The 18287-nt window shown below is 42.2% G+C and carries 31 protein-coding genes and 1 tRNA gene; 5 read left to right on the top strand and 27 right to left on the bottom strand.

Annotated features, from left to right (window positions below; genetic code table 11):
* The first annotated feature begins 171 nt into the window (after positions 1–171).
* The 3 genes from NKMY2_RS06770 (at position 172) to NKMY2_RS06760 (ending at position 2736) form a co-directional block, all read left to right on the top strand.
* Entirely contained in the window at positions 172–900 is a 729-nt protein-coding gene (locus NKMY2_RS06770) for a cytochrome c biogenesis CcdA family protein (RefSeq protein ID WP_042686392.1), read from the top strand.
* A 4-nt stretch (positions 901–904) separates the two neighbouring features.
* On the top strand, positions 905–1990 hold the full coding sequence (locus NKMY2_RS06765; RefSeq protein ID WP_042686389.1) for a redoxin family protein: 1086 nt from the start codon (positions 905–907) through the stop codon (positions 1988–1990).
* Positions 1991–2079: 89 nt separating this feature from the next.
* Positions 2080–2736 (top strand): Snf7 family protein, encoded by a 657-nt coding sequence (locus tag NKMY2_RS06760; protein WP_042686387.1) that lies wholly within the window; start codon positions 2080–2082, stop codon positions 2734–2736.
* Here the strand turns inward: NKMY2_RS06760 and NKMY2_RS06755 are convergent.
* Positions 2729–3010, bottom strand: coding sequence for a hypothetical protein (locus tag NKMY2_RS06755; RefSeq protein WP_052347607.1), 282 nt, complete (start codon positions 3008–3010; stop codon positions 2729–2731). The two genes, NKMY2_RS06760 and NKMY2_RS06755, sit on opposite strands and share 8 nt — an antisense overlap.
* 206 nt (positions 3011–3216) lie before the next feature.
* Between NKMY2_RS06755 and NKMY2_RS06750 the strand changes: the two genes are divergently transcribed.
* The gene (locus tag NKMY2_RS06750) at positions 3217–3672 is read left to right on the top strand and encodes a hypothetical protein (protein ID WP_042686382.1); all 456 of its coding nucleotides are present in this window, start codon (positions 3217–3219) and stop codon (positions 3670–3672) included.
* A 63-nt stretch (positions 3673–3735) separates the two neighbouring features.
* On the opposite strand, the gene NKMY2_RS06745 is transcribed toward NKMY2_RS06750, so the two are convergent.
* The 24 genes from NKMY2_RS06745 to psmA form a co-directional block, all read right to left on the bottom strand.
* The gene (locus tag NKMY2_RS06745; RefSeq protein ID WP_042686381.1) at positions 3736–4014 is read right to left on the bottom strand and encodes a hypothetical protein; all 279 of its coding nucleotides are present in this window, start codon (positions 4012–4014) and stop codon (positions 3736–3738) included.
* Positions 4015–4154: 140 nt separating this feature from the next.
* Positions 4155–4382, bottom strand: coding sequence for a hypothetical protein (locus tag NKMY2_RS06740; protein WP_157832478.1), 228 nt, complete (start codon positions 4380–4382; stop codon positions 4155–4157).
* A gap of 78 nt (positions 4383–4460) precedes the next feature.
* Positions 4461–4928, bottom strand: a complete 468-nt coding sequence (locus NKMY2_RS06735; protein WP_052347583.1) for an NUDIX hydrolase — start codon at positions 4926–4928, stop codon at positions 4461–4463.
* 460 nt (positions 4929–5388) lie between these two features.
* Complete coding sequence (locus NKMY2_RS06730) at positions 5389–5928, bottom strand: hypothetical protein (RefSeq protein ID WP_042686377.1); 540 nt, start codon at positions 5926–5928, stop codon at positions 5389–5391.
* A 60-nt stretch (positions 5929–5988) separates the two neighbouring features.
* Positions 5989–6243 (bottom strand): hypothetical protein, encoded by a 255-nt coding sequence (locus NKMY2_RS06725; protein ID WP_042686374.1) that lies wholly within the window; start codon positions 6241–6243, stop codon positions 5989–5991.
* A gap of 200 nt (positions 6244–6443) precedes the next feature.
* Positions 6444–6517, bottom strand: a tRNA-Asn gene (locus tag NKMY2_RS06720).
* A 60-nt stretch (positions 6518–6577) separates the two neighbouring features.
* Positions 6578–7135 carry a 50S ribosomal protein L6 gene (gene rplF / locus NKMY2_RS06715; protein ID WP_042686372.1) on the bottom strand — a complete coding sequence of 186 codons (558 nt, stop codon included), beginning with the start codon at positions 7133–7135 and terminating at the stop codon, positions 6578–6580.
* Positions 7125–7517, bottom strand: a complete 393-nt coding sequence (locus tag NKMY2_RS06710; RefSeq protein ID WP_042686369.1) for a 30S ribosomal protein S8 — start codon at positions 7515–7517, stop codon at positions 7125–7127. Before NKMY2_RS06710 ends, rplF begins: the two co-directional genes overlap by 11 nt.
* Positions 7518–7522: 5 nt before the next feature.
* A complete protein-coding gene (locus NKMY2_RS06705) occupies positions 7523–7702 on the bottom strand; it encodes a 30S ribosomal protein S14 (protein WP_042686368.1) in 180 nt (59 codons plus the stop codon).
* Positions 7699–8217, bottom strand: coding sequence for a 50S ribosomal protein L5 (locus tag NKMY2_RS06700; protein ID WP_042686366.1), 519 nt, complete (start codon positions 8215–8217; stop codon positions 7699–7701). Before NKMY2_RS06700 ends, NKMY2_RS06705 begins: the two co-directional genes overlap by 4 nt.
* Positions 8218–8221: 4 nt before the next feature.
* Positions 8222–8938, bottom strand: coding sequence for a 30S ribosomal protein S4e (locus tag NKMY2_RS06695; RefSeq protein ID WP_042686364.1), 717 nt, complete (start codon positions 8936–8938; stop codon positions 8222–8224).
* Positions 8939–9433, bottom strand: a complete 495-nt coding sequence (gene rplX, locus NKMY2_RS06690) for a 50S ribosomal protein L24 (protein WP_042686361.1) — start codon at positions 9431–9433, stop codon at positions 8939–8941.
* Positions 9434–9437: 4 nt separating this feature from the next.
* A complete protein-coding gene (locus NKMY2_RS06685) occupies positions 9438–9875 on the bottom strand; it encodes a 50S ribosomal protein L14 (protein ID WP_052347581.1) in 438 nt (145 codons plus the stop codon).
* A gap of 1 nt (position 9876) precedes the next feature.
* On the bottom strand, positions 9877–10188 hold the full coding sequence (gene rpsQ / locus NKMY2_RS06680) for a 30S ribosomal protein S17 (RefSeq protein ID WP_042686359.1): 312 nt from the start codon (positions 10186–10188) through the stop codon (positions 9877–9879).
* Positions 10181–10456, bottom strand: a complete 276-nt coding sequence (locus tag NKMY2_RS06675) for a ribonuclease P protein component 1 (RefSeq protein ID WP_042686357.1) — start codon at positions 10454–10456, stop codon at positions 10181–10183. Before NKMY2_RS06675 ends, rpsQ begins: the two co-directional genes overlap by 8 nt.
* The gene (gene rpmC, locus NKMY2_RS06670; RefSeq protein ID WP_042686354.1) at positions 10453–10656 is read right to left on the bottom strand and encodes a 50S ribosomal protein L29; all 204 of its coding nucleotides are present in this window, start codon (positions 10654–10656) and stop codon (positions 10453–10455) included. The genes NKMY2_RS06675 and rpmC overlap by 4 nt, the downstream gene beginning before the upstream one ends.
* A 1-nt stretch (position 10657) precedes the next feature.
* Positions 10658–11401, bottom strand: coding sequence for a 30S ribosomal protein S3 (locus NKMY2_RS06665; RefSeq protein ID WP_042686352.1), 744 nt, complete (start codon positions 11399–11401; stop codon positions 10658–10660).
* Positions 11402–11403: 2 nt separating this feature from the next.
* Positions 11404–11862 (bottom strand): 50S ribosomal protein L22, encoded by a 459-nt coding sequence (locus NKMY2_RS06660; protein ID WP_042686659.1) that lies wholly within the window; start codon positions 11860–11862, stop codon positions 11404–11406.
* Between the two features lie 5 nt (positions 11863–11867).
* Positions 11868–12263 carry a 30S ribosomal protein S19 gene (locus NKMY2_RS06655; RefSeq protein WP_042686349.1) on the bottom strand — a complete coding sequence of 132 codons (396 nt, stop codon included), beginning with the start codon at positions 12261–12263 and terminating at the stop codon, positions 11868–11870.
* Positions 12264–12301: 38 nt separating this feature from the next.
* Positions 12302–12568, bottom strand: coding sequence for a 50S ribosomal protein L23 (locus tag NKMY2_RS06650; RefSeq protein WP_042686347.1), 267 nt, complete (start codon positions 12566–12568; stop codon positions 12302–12304).
* Positions 12565–13374: a 50S ribosomal protein L4 gene (rpl4p, locus tag NKMY2_RS06645; protein ID WP_042686345.1), complete on the bottom strand. Its 810-nt coding sequence runs from the start codon at positions 13372–13374 to the stop codon at positions 12565–12567. Before rpl4p ends, NKMY2_RS06650 begins: the two co-directional genes overlap by 4 nt.
* The gene (locus NKMY2_RS06640) at positions 13371–14363 is read right to left on the bottom strand and encodes a 50S ribosomal protein L3 (protein ID WP_042686343.1); all 993 of its coding nucleotides are present in this window, start codon (positions 14361–14363) and stop codon (positions 13371–13373) included. Before NKMY2_RS06640 ends, rpl4p begins: the two co-directional genes overlap by 4 nt.
* 184 nt (positions 14364–14547) lie before the next feature.
* Positions 14548–15363, bottom strand: a complete 816-nt coding sequence (locus tag NKMY2_RS06635) for a putative RNA uridine N3 methyltransferase (protein ID WP_042686339.1) — start codon at positions 15361–15363, stop codon at positions 14548–14550.
* An 11-nt stretch (positions 15364–15374) separates the two neighbouring features.
* Positions 15375–16112 (bottom strand): archaeal proteasome endopeptidase complex subunit alpha, encoded by a 738-nt coding sequence (gene psmA, locus NKMY2_RS06630; RefSeq protein WP_042686336.1) that lies wholly within the window; start codon positions 16110–16112, stop codon positions 15375–15377.
* Between the two features lie 51 nt (positions 16113–16163).
* On the opposite strand from psmA, the gene NKMY2_RS06625 reads away from it, so the two are divergent.
* Positions 16164–16580 carry a DUF371 domain-containing protein gene (locus tag NKMY2_RS06625; protein WP_042686657.1) on the top strand — a complete coding sequence of 139 codons (417 nt, stop codon included), beginning with the start codon at positions 16164–16166 and terminating at the stop codon, positions 16578–16580.
* Here the strand turns inward: NKMY2_RS06625 and NKMY2_RS06620 are convergent.
* Both NKMY2_RS06620 and purC read right to left on the bottom strand, forming a co-directional pair.
* A complete protein-coding gene (locus tag NKMY2_RS06620) occupies positions 16573–17094 on the bottom strand; it encodes an ArsR/SmtB family transcription factor (RefSeq protein WP_042686333.1) in 522 nt (173 codons plus the stop codon). The two genes, NKMY2_RS06625 and NKMY2_RS06620, sit on opposite strands and share 8 nt — an antisense overlap.
* 306 nt (positions 17095–17400) lie before the next feature.
* The gene (purC, locus tag NKMY2_RS06615) at positions 17401–18225 is read right to left on the bottom strand and encodes a phosphoribosylaminoimidazolesuccinocarboxamide synthase (RefSeq protein WP_042686655.1); all 825 of its coding nucleotides are present in this window, start codon (positions 18223–18225) and stop codon (positions 17401–17403) included.
* Between the last annotated feature and the right edge of the window lie 62 nt (positions 18226–18287).

Raw genomic sequence — 18287 nt, 5'->3', positions numbered from 1 at the left:
GGTGAGCCGACATAAACTGCAATTGCAATTATGATTGCAAACGCTATCCCGATTGCGATGAATCTTTTATTCATGGAGGTTCACATGGTACGGTTAGATAAAAAGCAATGTCAGGCAATTAGGACTGAATTTGGAAGAATGTTTAATTAAAAAAATCAAACCTAGTGTATCATGTCGGAGATAACCATCGCAATAGCCGCAGTGTCAGGACTTGGCTCGTTTCTCGCCCCGTGCATACTGCCTGTAATACCTGCGTTTTTGGCATACATTTCCGGAACGACGATCACGGATCTTCAAAAAAACAACGGCGTGATCACGGTGGCAAATCGGCTAAACGTTTTGTTAAACACGGTATTTTTTGTTCTCGGGTTCTCAGTTGTGTTTTCTATTTTTGGAGTTGTGCTAAACAGCGTACTTTCAAGTGTGGCATCTGGCCTAATATCTGGACTAAACCAAGTTGGAGGAATAATAATAATTGGGTTTGGCGTCTTTATGCTATTATCAACTAAGATCAACAAGCTTAACTTTGAAAAGAAATTTTTGCCAAGCAGGGGCAAGGCAAGTTACCCGCTATCATTTGTCTTCGGGCTTGCGTTTGCCACGTGCTGGACGCCGTGCATAGGCCCAATACTTGGAAGCGTCTTGACGCTGGCTGTCACCACGCCGGGGCAGGCATTTACGCTATTGCTTGCGTATTCCCTAGGACTAGGGATTCCGTTTGTCCTAATGGGCGTGTTCTTTTCAAGATTCACAGGATTGATTCGCGCGCTAAGCAGACACCTGAAATATTATTCCATAATCATGGGAAGCTTGATCATCATACTTGGCGTTTTGGTACTAACAAACCAGCTTGCCGCAATTGCAAGCTTTCCATTCCTAAATGATCTGTTGCTAGGGTAAGAAAATGAGAACGGAAATCAAGACGGCCATAATCATGGGAATAATAATTGCAGGAGCAATAGGCGGACTTAGTGCTTATTTTACATCGCTAGAAACCCCAGGCAATGCAGACACACAGGTACAATCAATGGATAAAAGCAGATTCAAAAAAGCGCCAGAACTGCAGGGAATAGCAGGATACATCAATACAGATGCAGATGATCTCAAAGACCAAATCGAAGGAAAAGTCGTGCTCTATGACATTTGGACATACAGCTGTATAAACTGCCAGAGGACCATCCCATACATCGTAGCTTGGAACGATAAATATTCAGACAAAGGGCTAGTCATAGTCGGAGTACATTCGCCGGAATTTGAGTTTGAAAAAGACATCAACAACGTAAGGATGGCAACTGAAAAGTTTGGAATCGAATATCCAGTAGTGCTTGACAACGACAAAGAAATCTGGAGTGCGTTTTCAAACAATTATTGGCCAAGAAAATACATTGCGGACGACGAAGGCTACATCAGATATGACCACATAGGGGAAGGAGCGTATGCCGAAACTGAAAAAATAATCCAAGACTTGCTAAATGAGCGATCATCAAGACTTGGGCTAAAAGTTGATGCAGGACAATCGCTTGTCGAGATCCAAGAATCAAGAAGCGGCGCTAGGACTCCGGAATTGTATTTTGGATACGACTTTGCGTATGGAAGGGACAGGTTAGGAAACGCAGAAGGGTTCAATCCAGACAGAGAGGTAAGGTATGTTATTCCAGGCAAACTGCAAGATGATTACTTTTACTTGGATGGAGTTTGGAAAAACGTTTCAGACCGCATGATCCTAGTGTCAGATTCTGGAATCATCAAGTTGCCATACTTTGCAAAAGAGGTAAACATTGTAGCGTCAGGAGAATCAGAACTTGCAATACTGCTTGACGGAAAGCAGGTATCTCAAGAAGACTCAGGGGGCGACACAGAAGATGGAAAGGTCCGCACGTCAGAGTCACGACTCTACAATCTGGTCAAAACAAAAGAGCCCGGAAGACACACACTAGAAATTCAGGTGAGCGGGCCTGGCTTTGAAATCTATACGTTTACCTTCGGATGAGTGCTGTAACCAGGTGATCTTGTAACTAGAGTGACAGGGGGCGGGGTTACAAACTTGTTTAAAATCAATTTTTTTATCAATAATGGAAAATGGGGTCGTTAAGTGACAGATGGAATGATATGGGACGCGGGGACAATCTCTCGCAAAAAATACTAGACAGAGTAAAGCCAGACGTACCACTCAAAAACAAGATAGATGTCGCACAAAAAAACCTCCAGCTCCAGATAGTAAAACTTGACGGGATTGCGTCAAAAATAAAGCAGAAAAATGATTATATTTTCAATAAAATAATTGCCGCTCAAAAAACAAACAACCAGCATTATGCCAGAGCGTACGCCACTGAATTACTTGAGATTAGGAAAATGCACAACATGGTAAACGGTGCAAAACTTGCTTTGGAACAGATTCAGCTAAGGCTAAACACAGTATCAGAACTCGGAGACATCGTGGTAACACTAAGCCCGTGCATGTCAGTAATCAAGGGATTGGGCGCATCGCTGAGCGGAATAATGCCAGAGGCAACATCATCAATGCAGAACCTATCCCAAGTGTTAGGAGATGTGCTGACTGGCTCTTCTATGAACGCATCAGACACTGCAGTGACAACGTACAGTTCAAGCTCAGATACGCTTGCAATTCTTGAAGAGGCTCAGGCAGTAATAGAGGGCCAGACAAGGGCAAGCATTCCAGAGCCTCCAAGCGACATTCCAGCTGGAATTTTGCAGAAAAAAGAATCGCTCATTTAGACTTTTTCTTGCTTTTTTCAACCAGGATTTTCTTTATTCTAGATATTGTCGGGTAACTGTAGCCTCGTCGCCGATAGTTGGAGATCATCATTTTCCAGTTCTTTAGCCTCCACTGCGCCTGCTCGTTTGTAACGGAATGGACCTCTTTTTGTATGATGCTTTTTCGCCCCACTTTTAGAACGCCGGCGTCTTTTGCAGACCACCTGTTTTTTGCAAACTTGAGTCCGGTTAGGATTTCCTCAATAGGCATCTCCCTAAAATAATCCTCCAGCATGCGTAATTGCGCATCCGTAAGCCTTTTTGGAACAGGCAACCTTACCTCTAGGCCATCCACATGGTATGCAGGCGTGCATTTCTTAATAGAGTCATGATGAATTAGATTTAACAAAATATGGAGTTTAGGAACAGTGATTTTATGAAAGGTGTTTGTTCAATTAAAACAGAACACAGGATATTACTAATAGGATTTTAGAGAAACCAATGGTAGAAAAGCACATAGCAAAAAGAGACGTAACTGAGAAAAACATCACAAATGACGATTTGGAGGACATTATAGAAAGCGGAGGAACAAGAAAATTGTTCTTTAAAGAAGAACTTGACACGCGGGATCGTTCCGAGCGAGTCAAGGACCAGTTCATCGAGGCAGGGCAGGATACGAGAAACGCAAATCAGTTTGTAAAACTAGTCAATGCCCAACTACAGAAAAAAGTATCCCAGATCGCGAAGATCAAGGAGGCTCAACGCAAATACGAAGAGGAGATGAACATGTTCAAAGTAGACGCAGTTGTCGAGCAGAGCGGATTTCAAGCAAAAAGTAACGAAGTGTCAAACGACGTCGAAGCGGCACTGATAACCCGAGAGCTATCTGCAATGATTAACAAGTATGGCTTTGAGAAACTAACAAAAGCGCTCGACGCCATAATGGCAGCAAAGTAATAAAAAATCACAAGATTTTAGAGATAGGTAAAACAAATTATTTAGTTTATTTGCACTTGAAAATTACTTTTGCTTGTTTAGCTTGAGTAATTCGTGGTGCTCATATGTGTCGTAGGGGGATGCGTGAGTTCTGTATTTCATGTGCCACTTGAAGTAAGATGGTCCAGGGCATAATTCGTCGCCACATACCTTGTTTCCTACCCAGTTGGAGTACTTGTGCCTAAGAGAATTCAAATCCTTAGTTGCCTTTACCGCTTCTGCAGAGTGACCTGGGCTAATTGCGCTGATCATGGCCACTGACAGCAATGCGCTTATCATTACAAGTGCAACTAATCGCAACATGGTTTGTGCATGTGCGTTGGATTAATTAAAGTAATCATTTTTCACTGTTTCTAAATTCGAATTTAGAAATATCAAATTTTGCCGCATTAGAGCATCGTGTAAAAAATCAGGTACAAAAAAGGAAAGCGAGTTTTTGTTTCTTATCGGTGTGGTGAGCCCTTTACTATCTTAAGTGGCACTTTTGAGTATGATGGTCCTTCACAGAGTTGGTCACCGCATACTTTGTTATGTTGCCATTTGCTGAACTTGTGTTTTGGTGACATTTTTGAAGGCTTTGCCTCTGCATATTGCTCAGATGACAGGGCCATTACCAATATCGTAGACAGGAGGACTGTTATTGCAACGAGTCCGAGTATTTTGCCGGTCATGCTCAATTTTTTAATTCCCAATTAATTAACTGATCTTTTCACAATATTTCTAAATTCGAATTTAGAAACATATGGTTTTTAGGCATGAGAATCATTGCGAGTGTGCTTTAGCGCGTCCTTTATGAGAGCGCGATGATGCGGAATGATCTTGCTTGGAAGTCTTGCAAAAAACCTAAGATCACTGCTTTGGTGGTCAGTCTTAATCTGGCCGCCGTTAATTGAAACGACAAATCCGTGTGACACGTCATGGCGAAAAGTATTCAGACTTTCATAGACTCCGACAAATTTCCTAATTTTCACATCAAGGCCAAGTTCTTCTTTTGCAGAGCGCCTTACGGTGTCAGTCATTTTCTCATCCTTGTGTATCATGCTGCCAGGCAGGTGCCAATACCCCTTGTATGGGTCCCTGGTGCGCTTTGTCAGCAAGACAGACTTGCCGTCAAATATCACCATGTCAATACATGAAAAAGCAAAATATTTTCTAAAGTTATCATATTCTTTTTTTGGTGCTATCCTTATTTTCTGATTTTTTGGCTGTTTTTTCATGTGCTACAAATCAGAATGTCCGTTAATTTGAAGTATTTTGACTTTTTGTCAAATATCTCGATTTGTTCGTAAAAGCTAAACCCCCACATACGCAACCCCCAATTACGAGGGCGGCGATTTTTTCAGGATCAGGCGTTTTTCAGGGGGGTTTAACACTTGTTCGTAACTAATGCAGGCAAGTGCCAAAACATCCCCATTACCCAGGTAAAGGTGCCAAAACTATTTGCTCCCCGAACAAAAGCTAAACCCCGGTAAAAATCAAATTTTGGCGGAAAAACCTAGCTTTGAATCAGGGATTTTTCGGGTTTTTTGATACAAGTCAGGCCAATGACGGTTCTCAATTTATGCGTAAACGCCAAATTCTTTTGCCCTAGTTTGTGGCAAAAGGGTGGGGGTTTTTCCTGTAAAACTTGGCAAAACTTTTCATAATGCAAGAGAAAAAGCGGCTAGAACGAGTTTTTTATTGAATTGAGGAGGGTTTCCTAAGATATGCCAAGGTGTACGCCAGGCCGCCGCACATCACACCTATTGCAAGAAAACCGATGAACAGTCCAATTGGAGGAATAAATGAATCCATAACTGCAAGATTTGGTTTGCCAATCTCCCCTGTTGTAAATATGTCCATCACCCCAGAACCGCTAAGTCCTGCAAATATCATAAGAAGCGTAGTGCCAGTTCCGCCCACGTTCATCCCTATCAGGTGAATCCAAGCTAAAAATTTGGATTTGCCAGAAAATCTTCGCTTTAGATTGATTTCCAAATGACTGTAAAAAACGGCAGTAACTGCTATTGCTACAATTAGTATCAGGTAGAACATCAGCCCAAGAAAGACCCATTTTGCCGGCCCCTCAAAAGACAGGGACAAAAACTGAATCATGTTAACTTTGGTAAAAACAGCCTGGGCGCCAACCATGCTTAGCGCCATGAGAGTTATGATGCCACCCTGCAGGATTGCAGCAATTATGAAGCGATTTCCCCAAGTACTCTTGACATCGTCCACGGAGAGTTCTTGGTACAGTTGGATAAAAAGTTCTACTAGTTCAGATATTGTAAAATTGATCTACGCTGCCGGGGTTTTTTCTAGGATTTTCCTAGCTTCGACTATTTCTATCTCCACAGTTTCCAGCGGATCGTCAACCTGGTTCCTCCTAATTGAGAAAAGCTTTGGTTTTTCAAAGTCTACCGTGCAGTCAGGGCAGCCGTACACCAAAACCCTGTGCTCGTTTGGTGCTTTTGGGTTTGAAAGACGTGGGTAATACACCAGTCTTGCCCCACAGTCAACACAATACCTGTTGGCCCTTTTAATTCTGGCCATCGTAAACCTCCTGCATTATTCATAATGTGCGATCAGATATTAGATCCAGACGGTCTAATAGAGTAAACCAAATGGTTGCATCGATCTATATTTCTAAATTCGAATTTAGAAAGATTTAAAATTAAACTCGCAAATCAACGCGTCTTGAACCGCAAGATGCAAAAACAAATGTTTCAGAACTCGAATTTAGAAAGATTATGCGCCGCCCGTCAGACTTGAACTGACGACCCCCTGATTAACAGTCAGGCGCTCTACCACGCTGAGCTAGGGCGGCAACAGGTTTTGTCTTAGGCGTATGCGATTTAATCCTTACTAAGTTTGAAAATTTGAAAAATTATTTTTCGATGCCTTTTTCCTTGTAGAATTGGTAGATTCCATCAAGGAAAACTCGGTGATCTTTGTTTTTGACTTTGGTGTTTGATTGGATTTCTGCTGCAGTCTGCGTTACGTGTTGCAGCACTGGTCCTGACACAACTACCTCGTCTCCTTTTGAGGTGACCTTGGTTGTTCCGTGGATTTTTGCAGTTCTTGGTGCACGTTCGCCTTGAAAGTTTTCAACTAGGACAAGTTTGTCTTTTGTTTTGACAGTAATTGGAAAGTGAGCGTAGACTATTTTCATTTTTATTGTATAGCCTGTGAGTACTCCTTCGCACAATGTTCGAATTATTGAAAGTGTAGTGTTTGCAATTGCGTGATACTTCTTCCTAGAGTTCACAGCTGTAATTGTCACTTTGTTGTCTTTGACTTCAAGGCCGACTGGAATTTTCTTGAAATTCTTGTATGTCTTGCCTAGCGGGCCTTCAATGTGTAGCATGTGTTTTTTGAGTGTAAGCTTTACTTTTGCCGGAACATCAAATGTAGCTTGGAATATTTCTTCTTGTTTAGTAGACATATCCAATCAAGAATCCTCCAATTCCCTTGTTTGCGGCCTCGTGGTGCGACATTACGCCTTGGTTTGTAGTTACAAGCATCATTCCTTTGTTGTATGACGGGAGATATTGCTGTTCCCAGTCAACGAATTCGCCTTTTTTTACCTTGAATCTGGGCGTGATTGCGCCGCATTTTGTTATGTGAGCCAATAGTTGAATCTTGAATTTTCCGCCTCTCTTGTCGTCAATGTGCTCAAATTCGCCAATGTAGTTGTGCTTTTGGAGAGTCTTTAGTACCTCAATTCCGAGCTTTGATGTGGGCAGGATTATGCATTCGCTCTTTCTTCTTGCCTCGTTGTTGTACAGAGTGTTAAACAGGTTTGCTACGATGTTAGTTGCTGGCATTTATCTCACCTGTATTTTGCAAATCCCAAAGAATTTGCAACCTCCCTAAAGCATCGTCTGCAGATGTTCAAATCATATTTTTGAATGACTGCTGTGTAATCGCCACATCGCTTGCACCAGCGTGAGCCTTTTCCGAATTTGTGCTCCTTTCTGCCAGTGTACTTGTATGATCTATCTTTCATTATACAAACGCAACTCCAAATTCACGTGATAAAAATTCTTTCGCTTCGTCACTGCTGATGCGGTGGTGCTTTCCAACGCTTGCCTTGTGTCTGCTTCTGAATCTAATGCCAAATCCTGGTCTTACAAGAGTCACTGCTGCCTCCAGTCCCAAGATTCCAATTTGTGGATCGTATTTTATTCCAGGAATGTCAATGTGCTCTCGAATGCCAAAAGAAACATTGCCAAAATCATCAAAGGATCTGCCGTTTAGCTTCTTGCCCTTTGCATCGATTAGTCTTTGCAGTAATTTGCCTGCATCCTCGCCTCTAACGGTAACTGCGACTCCTATTGGCTCACCTTTTCTTACTCCCCAGTCTCTTTGGGTTCCCTTTGCATCTCTTGCGCAGGATTTTTTGCCTGAAATCGAATCAAGTGCTTTTTTTGCAGTCTCGATTGCATCGCCAGACTTGCCGACGCCCATGTTTAAGACGACTTTTTCTAATCTAATTTTTTTCATTATGCTGTCTTTGTTTGCCATATAATCACGCTACTTGAACTACTGGCTCCTTTTTGCCTATGACCATTACTAGGTCTGCTGGAATTTCAATTTCTCTCTGGTCAAATGAAAGCAGTGCTCGTTTTGGAAGAACAAACGTGCCCTCCTTGATGTCTTTTACATCTGCTATCTGACCTGTGTTAACTCCTTTAGTGACAATTACTTTGGCTCCCTTTTCTAGCTTCAAAACTTCTTTAATTTTTTGTTCTGGGACTTGCATGACACATGTGTCTCCCACTGAAACTTTTTCGTCAGAGAGTAACGAGCGTCCGTCGTGGAATCCAATCTGGGTTTTTCCCTTTGGAACGTTTTGTTTGCTTGTAACCTTGACTAGTTTAACAGATTTTTCAGAACTCTTGATTTTTAGCGGTGTTAGTATGTGGCCCTTTCCAGGTACGAGTCGGTAGATGTCAGAGATTCCTTCGAGCTCGACTACATCCATGAGTCCGATTCCATGGTGGAGTGATTTTCGCTCAACACCGTCAACTTTGACCTTGCCTCCATAGATTGCATATTTTGCCTCTCGTAGGGTAGTCACTAGTTTTAGTGTGTCACGCAGGAATACTGCAGTTGGAATCGAAACTTGTTTTGAGTGAGGACCAGGCCTTACGGTAACTACGAATCGTGGCTCTTTTCTTGAGATTCCCCAGAACATTGGAGACATCTGACGCTTTAGTTTTTTACTTCCTGCTATTCGTGGCAATTATTTTTTCTCCTTTTTCTTTTCAGTTTTGGTTGGCTTTGATTCTTTGGTTTCTTTTGGCGTTGATTGCTTTGCCGGTGCCTTTGCTTCTTTTTTCGGAGCAGGTTTTGCGGCTTCTTTTGGTTTTGCTTCTTTGACTGGCTTTGTTTTCTTTCCTTCCAGTTTGTTTTGTCGCCACTTGTCTTCGGTGTTTAGTTCTGTAACTATGAGGTTTGACGGGTGAATAAAGACGTCAAGGTTTCCGCCCTTGAGTTTTTCCTTTTTGACTCCTTCTATAGAGACGCCATTTCTTGGAGTCGACACGTTGGTGATTTTGCCTGTGACGCCTCTGAATTCTCCTCGGAGTACGCGAATTGTATCGCCTTCAATTATTCTGATGCTGCGCTTGTTGTATTTTTTTTGCAGCTCTTTTGAAAGATGGCTGCTAAGCTGTTTGCTTTTGACAACGGCAGTTGCCTGGTAAATCATTCGGTTACGAATTGTTGTTGGCTTCATTTTCTTATACCACCATCGATGCCAGGTTTGCAACTCTTGGCCATTTTTCAGAGGCCTCTGCTGCAACCGGTCCTTTTATGTCAGTTCCTTTGATTTCCCCTTCCGGAGTAACTAGCACTGCTGCGTTGTCCTCAAATGAAACGCGAATTCCATTTAATCTTCGAATTGGGTACTTTTGTCTAATTATAACTGCGCCAAAGATTTGTTTTCTTAGTTCTGCTGGGCCTTTCTTAACTACAACGTTTACAAAGTCCCCAACTGCGGCTGCAGGATATTGTGAGTGTCTAGTCTTTGCTCGTTTTACCATGATAATTTCTAGGATCTTAGCACCGGTGTTGTCTGCACATGTGACTCTTGCGCCAAGTGGGAGTACTCTGGTAACATATGGCCTGAACTCCTGCACACCCTTTGCAGATACTGCACGACTTTTTCCGCCAGACATTTTAGGACTTGACCTCCACTACAACAAATGAAACAGATTTTGCGATTGGTCTGCATTCTGCTGCAACAACCATATCGCCTTCTTTGATCGCCAATTTTGCTGGCTTGTATGCATGAATTGTGCTCTTGCTTCTTGCGTATCGTTTTGTCTTTGACATGTACAATGGAGCTTCTCTTTGAATAACTACAGTATTTTTGTTCTTCGCACTGACCACTTTGCCCTCAAAGAGCTTTCCTCTAACGCTTAGTGCATCGCCATTGTCCATGACGATTCCGTGATAGATGTGTTTTGACTCGGTTTGTCCCTTAGCCATTTTTCTTCACCTTTAATCGTTCTTCTGGTCGCTTTGAGATTTCCAAGCCGTCAATTACGCAGCTTTGGGTTCCGTTAATTGTAAATTTCCATTTAGAGTGTTCTTTTGGAATCATTTTCAAACCTGTTTGTGTCTGAATTGTAAATGTTGATCTTGTTTCGTCCACCACTTTGCCGCTAAAGCCGACAATTTGATTATTTGTGGACTCTACAATCTGGGTGTCAAGTCCGATTAGCTCATGGTTTGCGATATTTTCTAGTGTAATCATTGTGTTTTTGCCTCGTTTATTTTTGTGAGCATTCTTGCGATTTCTTTTCTATATGCTCGAATTTTTCCGCTTTCCTTTCTCAGGGTTCCTTTTGCTGCCTCGGTTCGTATTTTTGAAAGCTCTACTCTTGACTGTGCTAGCTTTTCTTTGAGGTCTTGCGCGTTTAGCTCTCGAATGGATTTCATCTTGAGTCGGGCCATTTTATTTGAGCTTCTCCTCTACGTCTTCCATAAGATCAAGATTTTCAATTTTTTCTGCAATGATTTTTACTGCTTCGCTTTCAGTTTTTGCCAGGAGTAGTGCTGCTGCATCTGCCTCTTCCTTTTGTCTTTGTGCCAGAGTTTTTTCGTCTTTTACTCCCTTGAGTTCAAATTCTGGAATGAATCTGTCTTTTTTAGCAATTCTGATTCTTACTCCGATGTATCCCATTGCTGTCGGGATGTGAGTGATATCTTCGTCAACTATAATCTGTGCTTGGTGCCCTGCGCGCGGCAGTATTCCGGCAGAATGTTTTTCAAAGCTTGAGCGGTCGCCTCTTAGTTTTCCAGACAGTGTGATTTGCACGCCCATTGCGCCGGCATTCATGATTTGCTGCAGTGTCCACATTGTTGCACGTCTAAATGCAGTTCCTCGCTGAATCAGCGATGCGACCCTATTGCACATCACGCTTGATGTGAGTTCAGGTTGGGAAATTTCGTTTACTGCAATTTGTGGGCTCTTTAATCCAAAGTCTTTTTCTAGTTTTTCAGTCAGGTCTCTGATTCCAGATCCTTTTCTTCCGATTACAATTCCAGGTCTGGTTACATGCAAGACTACTCTAGTGCCAGTTGGCGTCTTTGAGATCTCAACATGCGAGAATCCTGCCTCTTTGATTGCTTCCCTTAGGTAGTCCTTTAGGAGCATCATGTTGTAGTTGTCTTTTATGACGTTTTTTACTGCGGTCAATTCTATGCTTCCTGAGCCACTAGCTCAATATGTGTTAGGACGTTGTTTTTGGGAGTTGCTCTGCCCTGTGCACGCGGTGTGAATCTTTTTACTATTACTCCTTTGTGGGTGTTTGCGCCGACAATTTTGAGTCTGTCAAGATCCATTCCCTTGTATTCGGCATTTGCTTCCAAATTATCTAATAGTTTGATGAATTCCCTTGCGGTTTTTTCAGGATAACGTCCAGACATTACGCCAGGATCAGATCTGTGGCCAACTTCGTTGTTGAATCTTCTAAATGGAATCGCGCGCTTTGCTGCAACAACATCTTGCAAGTAGTCGCGTGCCTTCTCAATTGTAAGGCCCTTTATCGCCTTGGCAACTTCGCGTGCGTGTTTGTGTGAAACGTCTTTTTCGCGTATTGATGCACGGACATGTTTTGTCGCATCAAAGTTTTGAAAAGCGTAATCAAAGTTTCCCATGTCAATCACTTTAATGGCACGTACAAGCTGGATCTTGATGCTCCGACTCCTGGTGCTCCATGTACGACTCGCTTGTTTGTTCTAACGTATTCTCCAATGTGGTGTCCTATCATTGGTGTGGTAATTGTAACTGGAACGAATTCCTTGCCTGAAAAGACGCTAATTGTAACTCCTACCATGTAAGGCAGCACTATCAAATCTCGAATGTGGGTCTTGATTGGATTCTTTAGTTTTCCAGCCTTGTCAAGTTTGATTTCCTCGATAAGCTTTCTCTTGCCGTCGGTGATGCCTCTGGTAAGTGATCTTCTTGATCTTGCCGGGAATATCTCAAATAATTTTTCTAGCGACATGTTCTGTAGTTCTGCCAGCGGGATTCCCCTATAATCAAATTCTTTAACCATGTATTGACACCTTTATGATTGAAGTTTTTCGGTCCATATTATAGCATTCCTATCTTTGTTGCAAGGTCTCTTGCTTTTTCGACTGACTCAAATTTGACAAACGCCTTTTTGCCAGAAATTGTCTTTGCAGTGTTGACATCAAGTGCATTTTCCTCATACAGGATCTTGATTGCCTCCTTGATTGTCTTTTTGTCTGCATCGGCATCCACAATAAAGCAGATTCTGTTGTCTTTTTCAATTAGCGCAAAAGTCTTTTCAGTGATGTGTGGTCTTATGATGATTTTTGTTGCTTGAATTGTATTCATTGCAATATCTCCATTAGTCCAAGATGTGTCGATTTTATCTTTGCAATTTCCGCAATTGCAGATTTTGTGTATACTGTGAGTCTGATTGGTTGAGAGCCGGGTGCCAAGTCAAGAATTGACAAGTCATTTGCATTTACCACGTCCACTCCCAAGAATCCGCCGCATGCCTTGGAAAGATTTTTTGCGTCTTTTGTTACAAAGAGAATGCTTTTTCCAGTCTTTGTCTTTCTTCCTCGAATGACTGCTCTGCCGGAACGAGCCTTGCGGCTTTCAAGTCTCTTGATGTCAGGCGTCAGGTGTAATGCGTCAAATACTTTGAGTATGTCTTTTGCCTTTGAGATGTTTTCAATATCGTCAGATACTACCAGTGGGAATGACTCGACTTTTTCGACCACGTGTCCTCTTGATTCTACGATATCCTTTGAGGCAGTAGCCGCAATTGCAGAGCATAGCGCAAATCGGTTTTCTTTTTTGTTTAGTTTCTTGTAGATTATCTTTTCAGACGTTGGTGGATGTGCCTGTCTTCCGCCCCTTGTTTGTGAGACGCCTGCGCCTTCGCCTTGTCTTGGTCCGCCGCCTCGGATTCTTGCAATTCTTGCCTTGCCGTGTCCTGTCGGCGGATCGTTTGACATTGCGACTACATCCATACCTGCAGTTGGGTGTCGTCCCTGGGATTGGTAGTGATGGGAATCTAAATTGACAAATGCTCTGTGAATTACGTCTTTTCTAAACGGAGTCAGGAACACTGGTGGCAGTTCGATTTCCTCCTGCTTTGTTCCGGTTAACGAAAATGTCTTGGCCTTCATATCACAATCTCCAGTATGTTCGGCTTTAGAACCTTTGTCGGAATGTCTCTCATTTGTGCTCTGAGCTTGACAAGACGTCGGTATGTTCCAGGAACTGAGCCTTTCAAAACAACAAAGTCGCCATTTACGACGCCATAGTGTTTGAATCCGCCAGATGGATTTATCTTGAATTCGTTTTTGTCCGTGTTGCTCATTATCATAATTCGTTTATTGTACTCGACTCTTTGATGGAAACCCCGTTGTCCTGCACGTGGTACAGTGTACATGATGCTTGCTGGGGAAATTGGTCCAAGTGATCCGAGTGCCCTTACGCTTTTTCTTGATTTGTGTTGCTTTTTCTTGACACCCCATCTTGTGATCGGGCCTTCAATTCCCTTTCCTTTTGTTATGGATGCAACGTCAACGGTTGTGCCAAGCTCGAATACTTCTTCTACCTTGACTTGTTTTCCGAAAAGATTTTTCAAAAATTCAAATTGTTTTTTGGTGTCTCCGCCTTTTACTGCAACTTCAAACACATATGGTTTCTTTTGTTCGAGTCCTGCAGTGTTTGGGAATACTGCAACTACTGCAAATAATTCGCTTACTTTGCTGAGCATTTTTTCTGCCTGCTCCAGTCCGCCTTCCTTTGGTTTTACTGTGAATAATCGTGATACTTCTTTTGGCATGTCGCTGCTGTACACATCAAAGAGCGCATGCGCGCCGTCATTGTCGTCACGGTAACCTCGAATTCCAATTATTGAGATTGGTGGGGTCGCAACGACAGTTCCAAGGCTTACAAGTTGTTTTCCATGGTTTGGTGTTTTTTCCCTATCATCAATGCTGACAATTTGGATGCACCCTACTTTGAATCCTGCATAGCCTAAGAGTTTTGGTTGTTCTGAATTTACTTCAGGCCAGTTTCGAATTCTTGCCTCCATGCTTTTGGCACGTCCTCTCGGCGAGTACGCAAGACTTCCACGACGTGGCTGACTGTATTTCTTATGGCCCATGGATAATCGAAAACCTCGTTAACCCCATTATATATCTAGGGGTAACGAATGTTATGGTTTTACTAGACTTGCAAGCGAAAGATAAAACGTGATTCCGCCAATTACGATTCCCACAATCCCCACCAGAATTACCAGCTTGAGAAAACTTTTTGATTTTGCCATCCAGTACACGGGGAAATGATCATTAATGTGAGTTTGCAAAATTAAGAATCGACAGTATGCCCATGAGTGCTTCCTCCATTCTGACAGTTTCAGTTGCCTGATTTGGGAAAAAGTTGAGCACCTTTGCATTTGAGATGTCGTTTATTCTCTGGCCAAGCATTTCGTATACTCCCCGATCCGGACCTCCAAAAACCAAAAGCATCGGCTTTTCAGACTGAACATAGTAATCCAGGTGTTTTTGTGTGGCGTTTTTTCCCTTGCGCGATGTCATGAGAATGTCGCCTTTCCATTCGGTTAGCAGTTTTAGCAGATTTGATCGCTCCTTTACTTTGTATCCCCAGTACTGCTTTACTTCACTTTCAGAAATTTCTTTTACGGTGACTGTCGGCACCACGGTTTTGATTTGAACGGTGAGTCGTTTCTTTTCGTGTTCCTTTCCATAGTATACGACGGGATCAAATGTTCCAATGTCAAGGAATTTTTTTCCCTTGTGGTGCAGTACAACTCCTTCCCTGATGTCTCCGACCTTGAGGTACTTTGGATTTGCCAAAAGAGAGTGATGCGGGATCTGTAATGGGTGCAGTATGCCGGCATACTTGAGTTCATCTATTTTTGGAAAGAGCGCCTTTCGCAAATATTGCGGAGTTTCAAGATAGCGCAGAATCAATGAAAGGAGGAATCTGTCTGCCTCGCTTCCGCCGCTTTCCTCGTACAGGTATATTGTGTCGATTCTAAAAATTGCGCATGCCCGTGCAATTAAGGAGGCCTTACGGGACTTGTCAAGCTGTGTCGATTCATCCTTGAGAGCAGAGTCTGGAATAGCGATTGAGATTTTCAATATTGAGAAACTTATGAAGACGGAACTGGGAATTTTTGCTTTGCAATTGCTGCATAGTGTGCAATTTGTTCTTGGGTTACCTTGTCAAACTGTCTTGTAGATGATTTTACATTTGACATCTTGATGTGATCTGTTCCTTCCTTTTGATCACTTGCAAGGTATATGCATGACACTGCTAGTGCAGACGCGTCTTCAAGTGACATGTCTGGCTTGTAATTTTTTTCAAGAAAATCATTTGCTTGATCAGAATTTGCGCCGATTGCAACTGCATCATATGCGATGTATGTTCCGCTAGGATCAGTCAAGAACAAAGAGTTACCGTTAGAGTCAACGCCACCAATTATCAGTGCAACGCCAAACGGCCTTGCTCCACCAAACTGGGTGTATTGCTGGCATTGGTCTGCAAGATGTTTTGCTACTGTCTCCACGTCAACGGGTTCGTCATAGATCATCCTGTTGCTTTGTGAAAAGAATCGCGCTGCATCTGCCTGACTTCTCGCATCAGGAATGTATCCTGCTGCCGCAAACCCAATGTGCTCATCAATTTGAAATATTTTATGTGCTGATTCTGAAATTTGTAATTTTCGTGGCTTTTCTTCTACTGCAATTACGACGCCTTCTTTGCTTTTGATTCCAACTGCAATTGCTCCGCGCCTTACTGTTTCAATTGCATATTCTACTTGGTAAAGTCTTCCATCTGGGGAAAATATCGTAATAGCTCTGTCATAACCTTGTTGAGAAGGAAGCAATTGTTTTCAATGCTTTGAAAGTTTAATTTAAGTCTAGTCATGGAATGTAGCGTGCGATTTGAGATTCCATTTTACGGCCACGAAAATGTCAGAGCGTTTCATCCAAGAACAATTGAGATCACAACCGAGCCTGATCTTACAGTGCAGGGAGATTGCATTATCGGCGTCTCTGCAGAGTGCGGCTGTAAAGACATTCCAAAGAAACTAAAAGAAAGGCTAAGAGACGAGCGATCTACAGTCACATTTTCAATCCAGGTAAACGACGAAATTTTTCAAGTCGCTGGGAGCGGAAACCCGGATCTGATACTTGAACACCCACACGACATAGTGATTAGGAAAAGCAAGTTTTTGTGCCCAAGGACATTGGCAATAGATTGCGACAAGGCATCAAACGACATCCCGCGCAAAATGATAAAGATGTTACAGAGCCCTCAAACAAAAGGCGTCTTTGTGATCGAAGTCACTTGAGCCTTTTTTGTGACGTGTAGTCTTTTGTTTCCAGAGCCTTTGCGGTTGCGCGGTTGACAATTTCCATCAGAAGAAATTCGCCATAACCTTGCTTGTCTGTCTTTTTTTGCAGTGCCGGTTTTTTTGCAATGCCTTCAAGAATTTTCTCAATCTTTGCAGACGTGTTTTCTATAATTGAAGAATATTTGGTGTCAAAATCTTTTGAAGAATGATTTCCAAGAAACTTGGTTGACGTGCCATAAAACTTTGCAACTGCTCCTCGCACCTCTTCGATTTTTACTATCTCAATTAGGCCTGCTTCTTTTAGAATATCGATGTGGTGTCGAATCGTGGTGATTGCCTTGTTGTGTCCTGTTTTTTGCAGCTCCTTTGTAATTTGTTCTGCGGTGAGCCTTTTGTGATACAGAATTTCCACAATTTTTGCTCGTGCTGGGTCTTCTAGTGCACGGGCGTGTTCGACTGAAATTGTCATTATGCGACTAATTTTGATTGGTTTTTCTAGTAATGTAGACATGATAGCGTTCTGTATTTGGGTTAGCTAAAAGATCAACGTATCACATTTTTTTGTCTAATCGCACTATTTTTTTTACATTACCAAAAATATCGTATTAAAATCACTAAAGTTTCTTTTGCTACTACTAATCTCGTATCGGTGTCATAAATATGATATCGTGTTGACAAATTTGATAACCCTACAACTAATATTAGAAACTGTCAAATTTTTGAAAATCCCAAAACCACCACCGCCAAACAGGTGCAAAACACCCCAAGACGGGGTTTTGAAAAAAGATTTGACTTGGGGGAGAATTTGAAATTCGAGTTAAAGAGCCTTGCCAGTAAGCTTTTCGTATGAAACTACGTATCGTTGTGACATTTTACGGATAATGTCGGCAGGTATCAAGGGGGCTACTGGTTCCTTGCCTTCCTTTCTGAAATCCTCAAACTGTTTCTGGTAGCCGTTTGCAGTTAGCCAGTCGCGAAGAATTTGCTTGTCGTAGGATTCTTGGATTTTGCCGACAGCATAAGCGTCCTTTGGCCACAGTCGGTATTCGTCAGGACCGATAGAATCCCCAAGCAAAATCTCATCGTTTATCTTGCCAAACTCTAGCTTCAAGTCTGCAAGGATGAATCCTGCAGAATCTGCGATTTTTGACATCAGGTTATAGATTTCAATCGATTTTGACTCTAGCCACTCAAATTCCTGTTTTGTTACCAGTCCGCGAGTTACTGCAGATTCCTTTGTCACAGGCTCGTCGTGCTCTGCCTTTGTTGTGGGATCAAATATCGGGTGTGGCAATTTGGCTGCAACTTCAGTTATGGCTCCAGACGGTAATTTTATTTCTCCACTTTTCCATCTAGAAACAAGACTGCCATAGAAATAGCCGCGAACTACGCATTCCATTGGAATCATTTTCATTTTCTTGACAATGATTTCGTTTTTTGATACGGTTCTGACATAGTGGTTTTTTGCAGGAAGTTTGTTGAACCAAAATTCCGCAAACTTGCACAAGACCTCGCCTTTAAGAGGAATAGGATCATGAAACTTTACATCATATGCAGAGACTCGATCGCTAAACTTGAACTGCAGTTCCCCATTTTCCAAATCATAAACATCTTTTACTTTGCCAGATCCTACAAACTTCAAGTATTTTCCAGATTTTGATAATAAATCTGTCATTATAACAATTTTGGATGAGTTTTTAATTT

The sequence above is a fragment of the Candidatus Nitrosotenuis chungbukensis genome (assembly GCF_000685395.1).
Classification (GTDB): Archaea; Thermoproteota; Nitrososphaeria; order Nitrososphaerales; family Nitrosopumilaceae; genus Nitrosotenuis; species Nitrosotenuis chungbukensis.
The sequence above is the reverse complement of the archived record's forward strand: the minus strand, read 5'-3'. Positions and strand labels throughout refer to the sequence as shown.

What these genes read in the sequence shown, in the direction of transcription:
- rpsQ (WP_042686359.1), bottom strand. Translation starts at nt 10,188, where the DNA reads ATGGCTAAGGGACAAACCGAGTCAAAACACATCTATCACGGAATCGTC.
- NKMY2_RS06725 (WP_042686374.1), bottom strand. Translation starts at nt 6,243, where the DNA reads ATGGCCAGAATTAAAAGGGCCAACAGGTATTGTGTTGACTGTGGGGCA.
- rpmC (WP_042686354.1), bottom strand. Translation starts at nt 10,656, where the DNA reads ATGGCCCGACTCAAGATGAAATCCATTCGAGAGCTAAACGCGCAAGAC.
- NKMY2_RS06745 (WP_042686381.1), bottom strand. Translation starts at nt 4,014, where the DNA reads ATGTTGCGATTAGTTGCACTTGTAATGATAAGCGCATTGCTGTCAGTG.
- rplF (WP_042686372.1), bottom strand. Translation starts at nt 7,135, where the DNA reads ATGTCTACTAAACAAGAAGAAATATTCCAAGCTACATTTGATGTTCCG.
- NKMY2_RS06760 (WP_042686387.1), top strand. Translation starts at nt 2,080, where the DNA reads ATGGGGTCGTTAAGTGACAGATGGAATGATATGGGACGCGGGGACAAT.
- NKMY2_RS06660 (WP_042686659.1), bottom strand. Translation starts at nt 11,862, where the DNA reads ATGGGAAACTTTGATTACGCTTTTCAAAACTTTGATGCGACAAAACAT.
- NKMY2_RS06675 (WP_042686357.1), bottom strand. Translation starts at nt 10,456, where the DNA reads ATGATTACACTAGAAAATATCGCAAACCATGAGCTAATCGGACTTGAC.
- NKMY2_RS06700 (WP_042686366.1), bottom strand. Translation starts at nt 8,217, where the DNA reads ATGGCAAACAAAGACAGCATAATGAAAAAAATTAGATTAGAAAAAGTC.
- NKMY2_RS06620 (WP_042686333.1), bottom strand. Translation starts at nt 17,094, where the DNA reads ATGTCTACATTACTAGAAAAACCAATCAAAATTAGTCGCATAATGACA.
- rpl4p (WP_042686345.1), bottom strand. Translation starts at nt 13,374, where the DNA reads ATGAAGGCCAAGACATTTTCGTTAACCGGAACAAAGCAGGAGGAAATC.
- NKMY2_RS06685 (WP_052347581.1), bottom strand. Translation starts at nt 9,875, where the DNA reads ATGTCTGGCGGAAAAAGTCGTGCAGTATCTGCAAAGGGTGTGCAGGAG.
- NKMY2_RS06765 (WP_042686389.1), top strand. Translation starts at nt 905, where the DNA reads ATGAGAACGGAAATCAAGACGGCCATAATCATGGGAATAATAATTGCA.
- NKMY2_RS06755 (WP_052347607.1), bottom strand. Translation starts at nt 3,010, where the DNA reads ATGCTGGAGGATTATTTTAGGGAGATGCCTATTGAGGAAATCCTAACC.
- NKMY2_RS06735 (WP_052347583.1), bottom strand. Translation starts at nt 4,928, where the DNA reads ATGAAAAAACAGCCAAAAAATCAGAAAATAAGGATAGCACCAAAAAAA.
- NKMY2_RS06650 (WP_042686347.1), bottom strand. Translation starts at nt 12,568, where the DNA reads ATGAATACAATTCAAGCAACAAAAATCATCATAAGACCACACATCACT.
- NKMY2_RS06640 (WP_042686343.1), bottom strand. Translation starts at nt 14,363, where the DNA reads ATGGGCCATAAGAAATACAGTCAGCCACGTCGTGGAAGTCTTGCGTAC.
- NKMY2_RS06770 (WP_042686392.1), top strand. Translation starts at nt 172, where the DNA reads ATGTCGGAGATAACCATCGCAATAGCCGCAGTGTCAGGACTTGGCTCG.
- NKMY2_RS06740 (WP_157832478.1), bottom strand. Translation starts at nt 4,382, where the DNA reads ATGACCGGCAAAATACTCGGACTCGTTGCAATAACAGTCCTCCTGTCT.
- NKMY2_RS06710 (WP_042686369.1), bottom strand. Translation starts at nt 7,517, where the DNA reads ATGCCAGCAACTAACATCGTAGCAAACCTGTTTAACACTCTGTACAAC.
- rplX (WP_042686361.1), bottom strand. Translation starts at nt 9,433, where the DNA reads ATGAAGCCAACAACAATTCGTAACCGAATGATTTACCAGGCAACTGCC.
- NKMY2_RS06750 (WP_042686382.1), top strand. Translation starts at nt 3,217, where the DNA reads ATGGTAGAAAAGCACATAGCAAAAAGAGACGTAACTGAGAAAAACATC.
- NKMY2_RS06655 (WP_042686349.1), bottom strand. Translation starts at nt 12,263, where the DNA reads ATGGTTAAAGAATTTGATTATAGGGGAATCCCGCTGGCAGAACTACAG.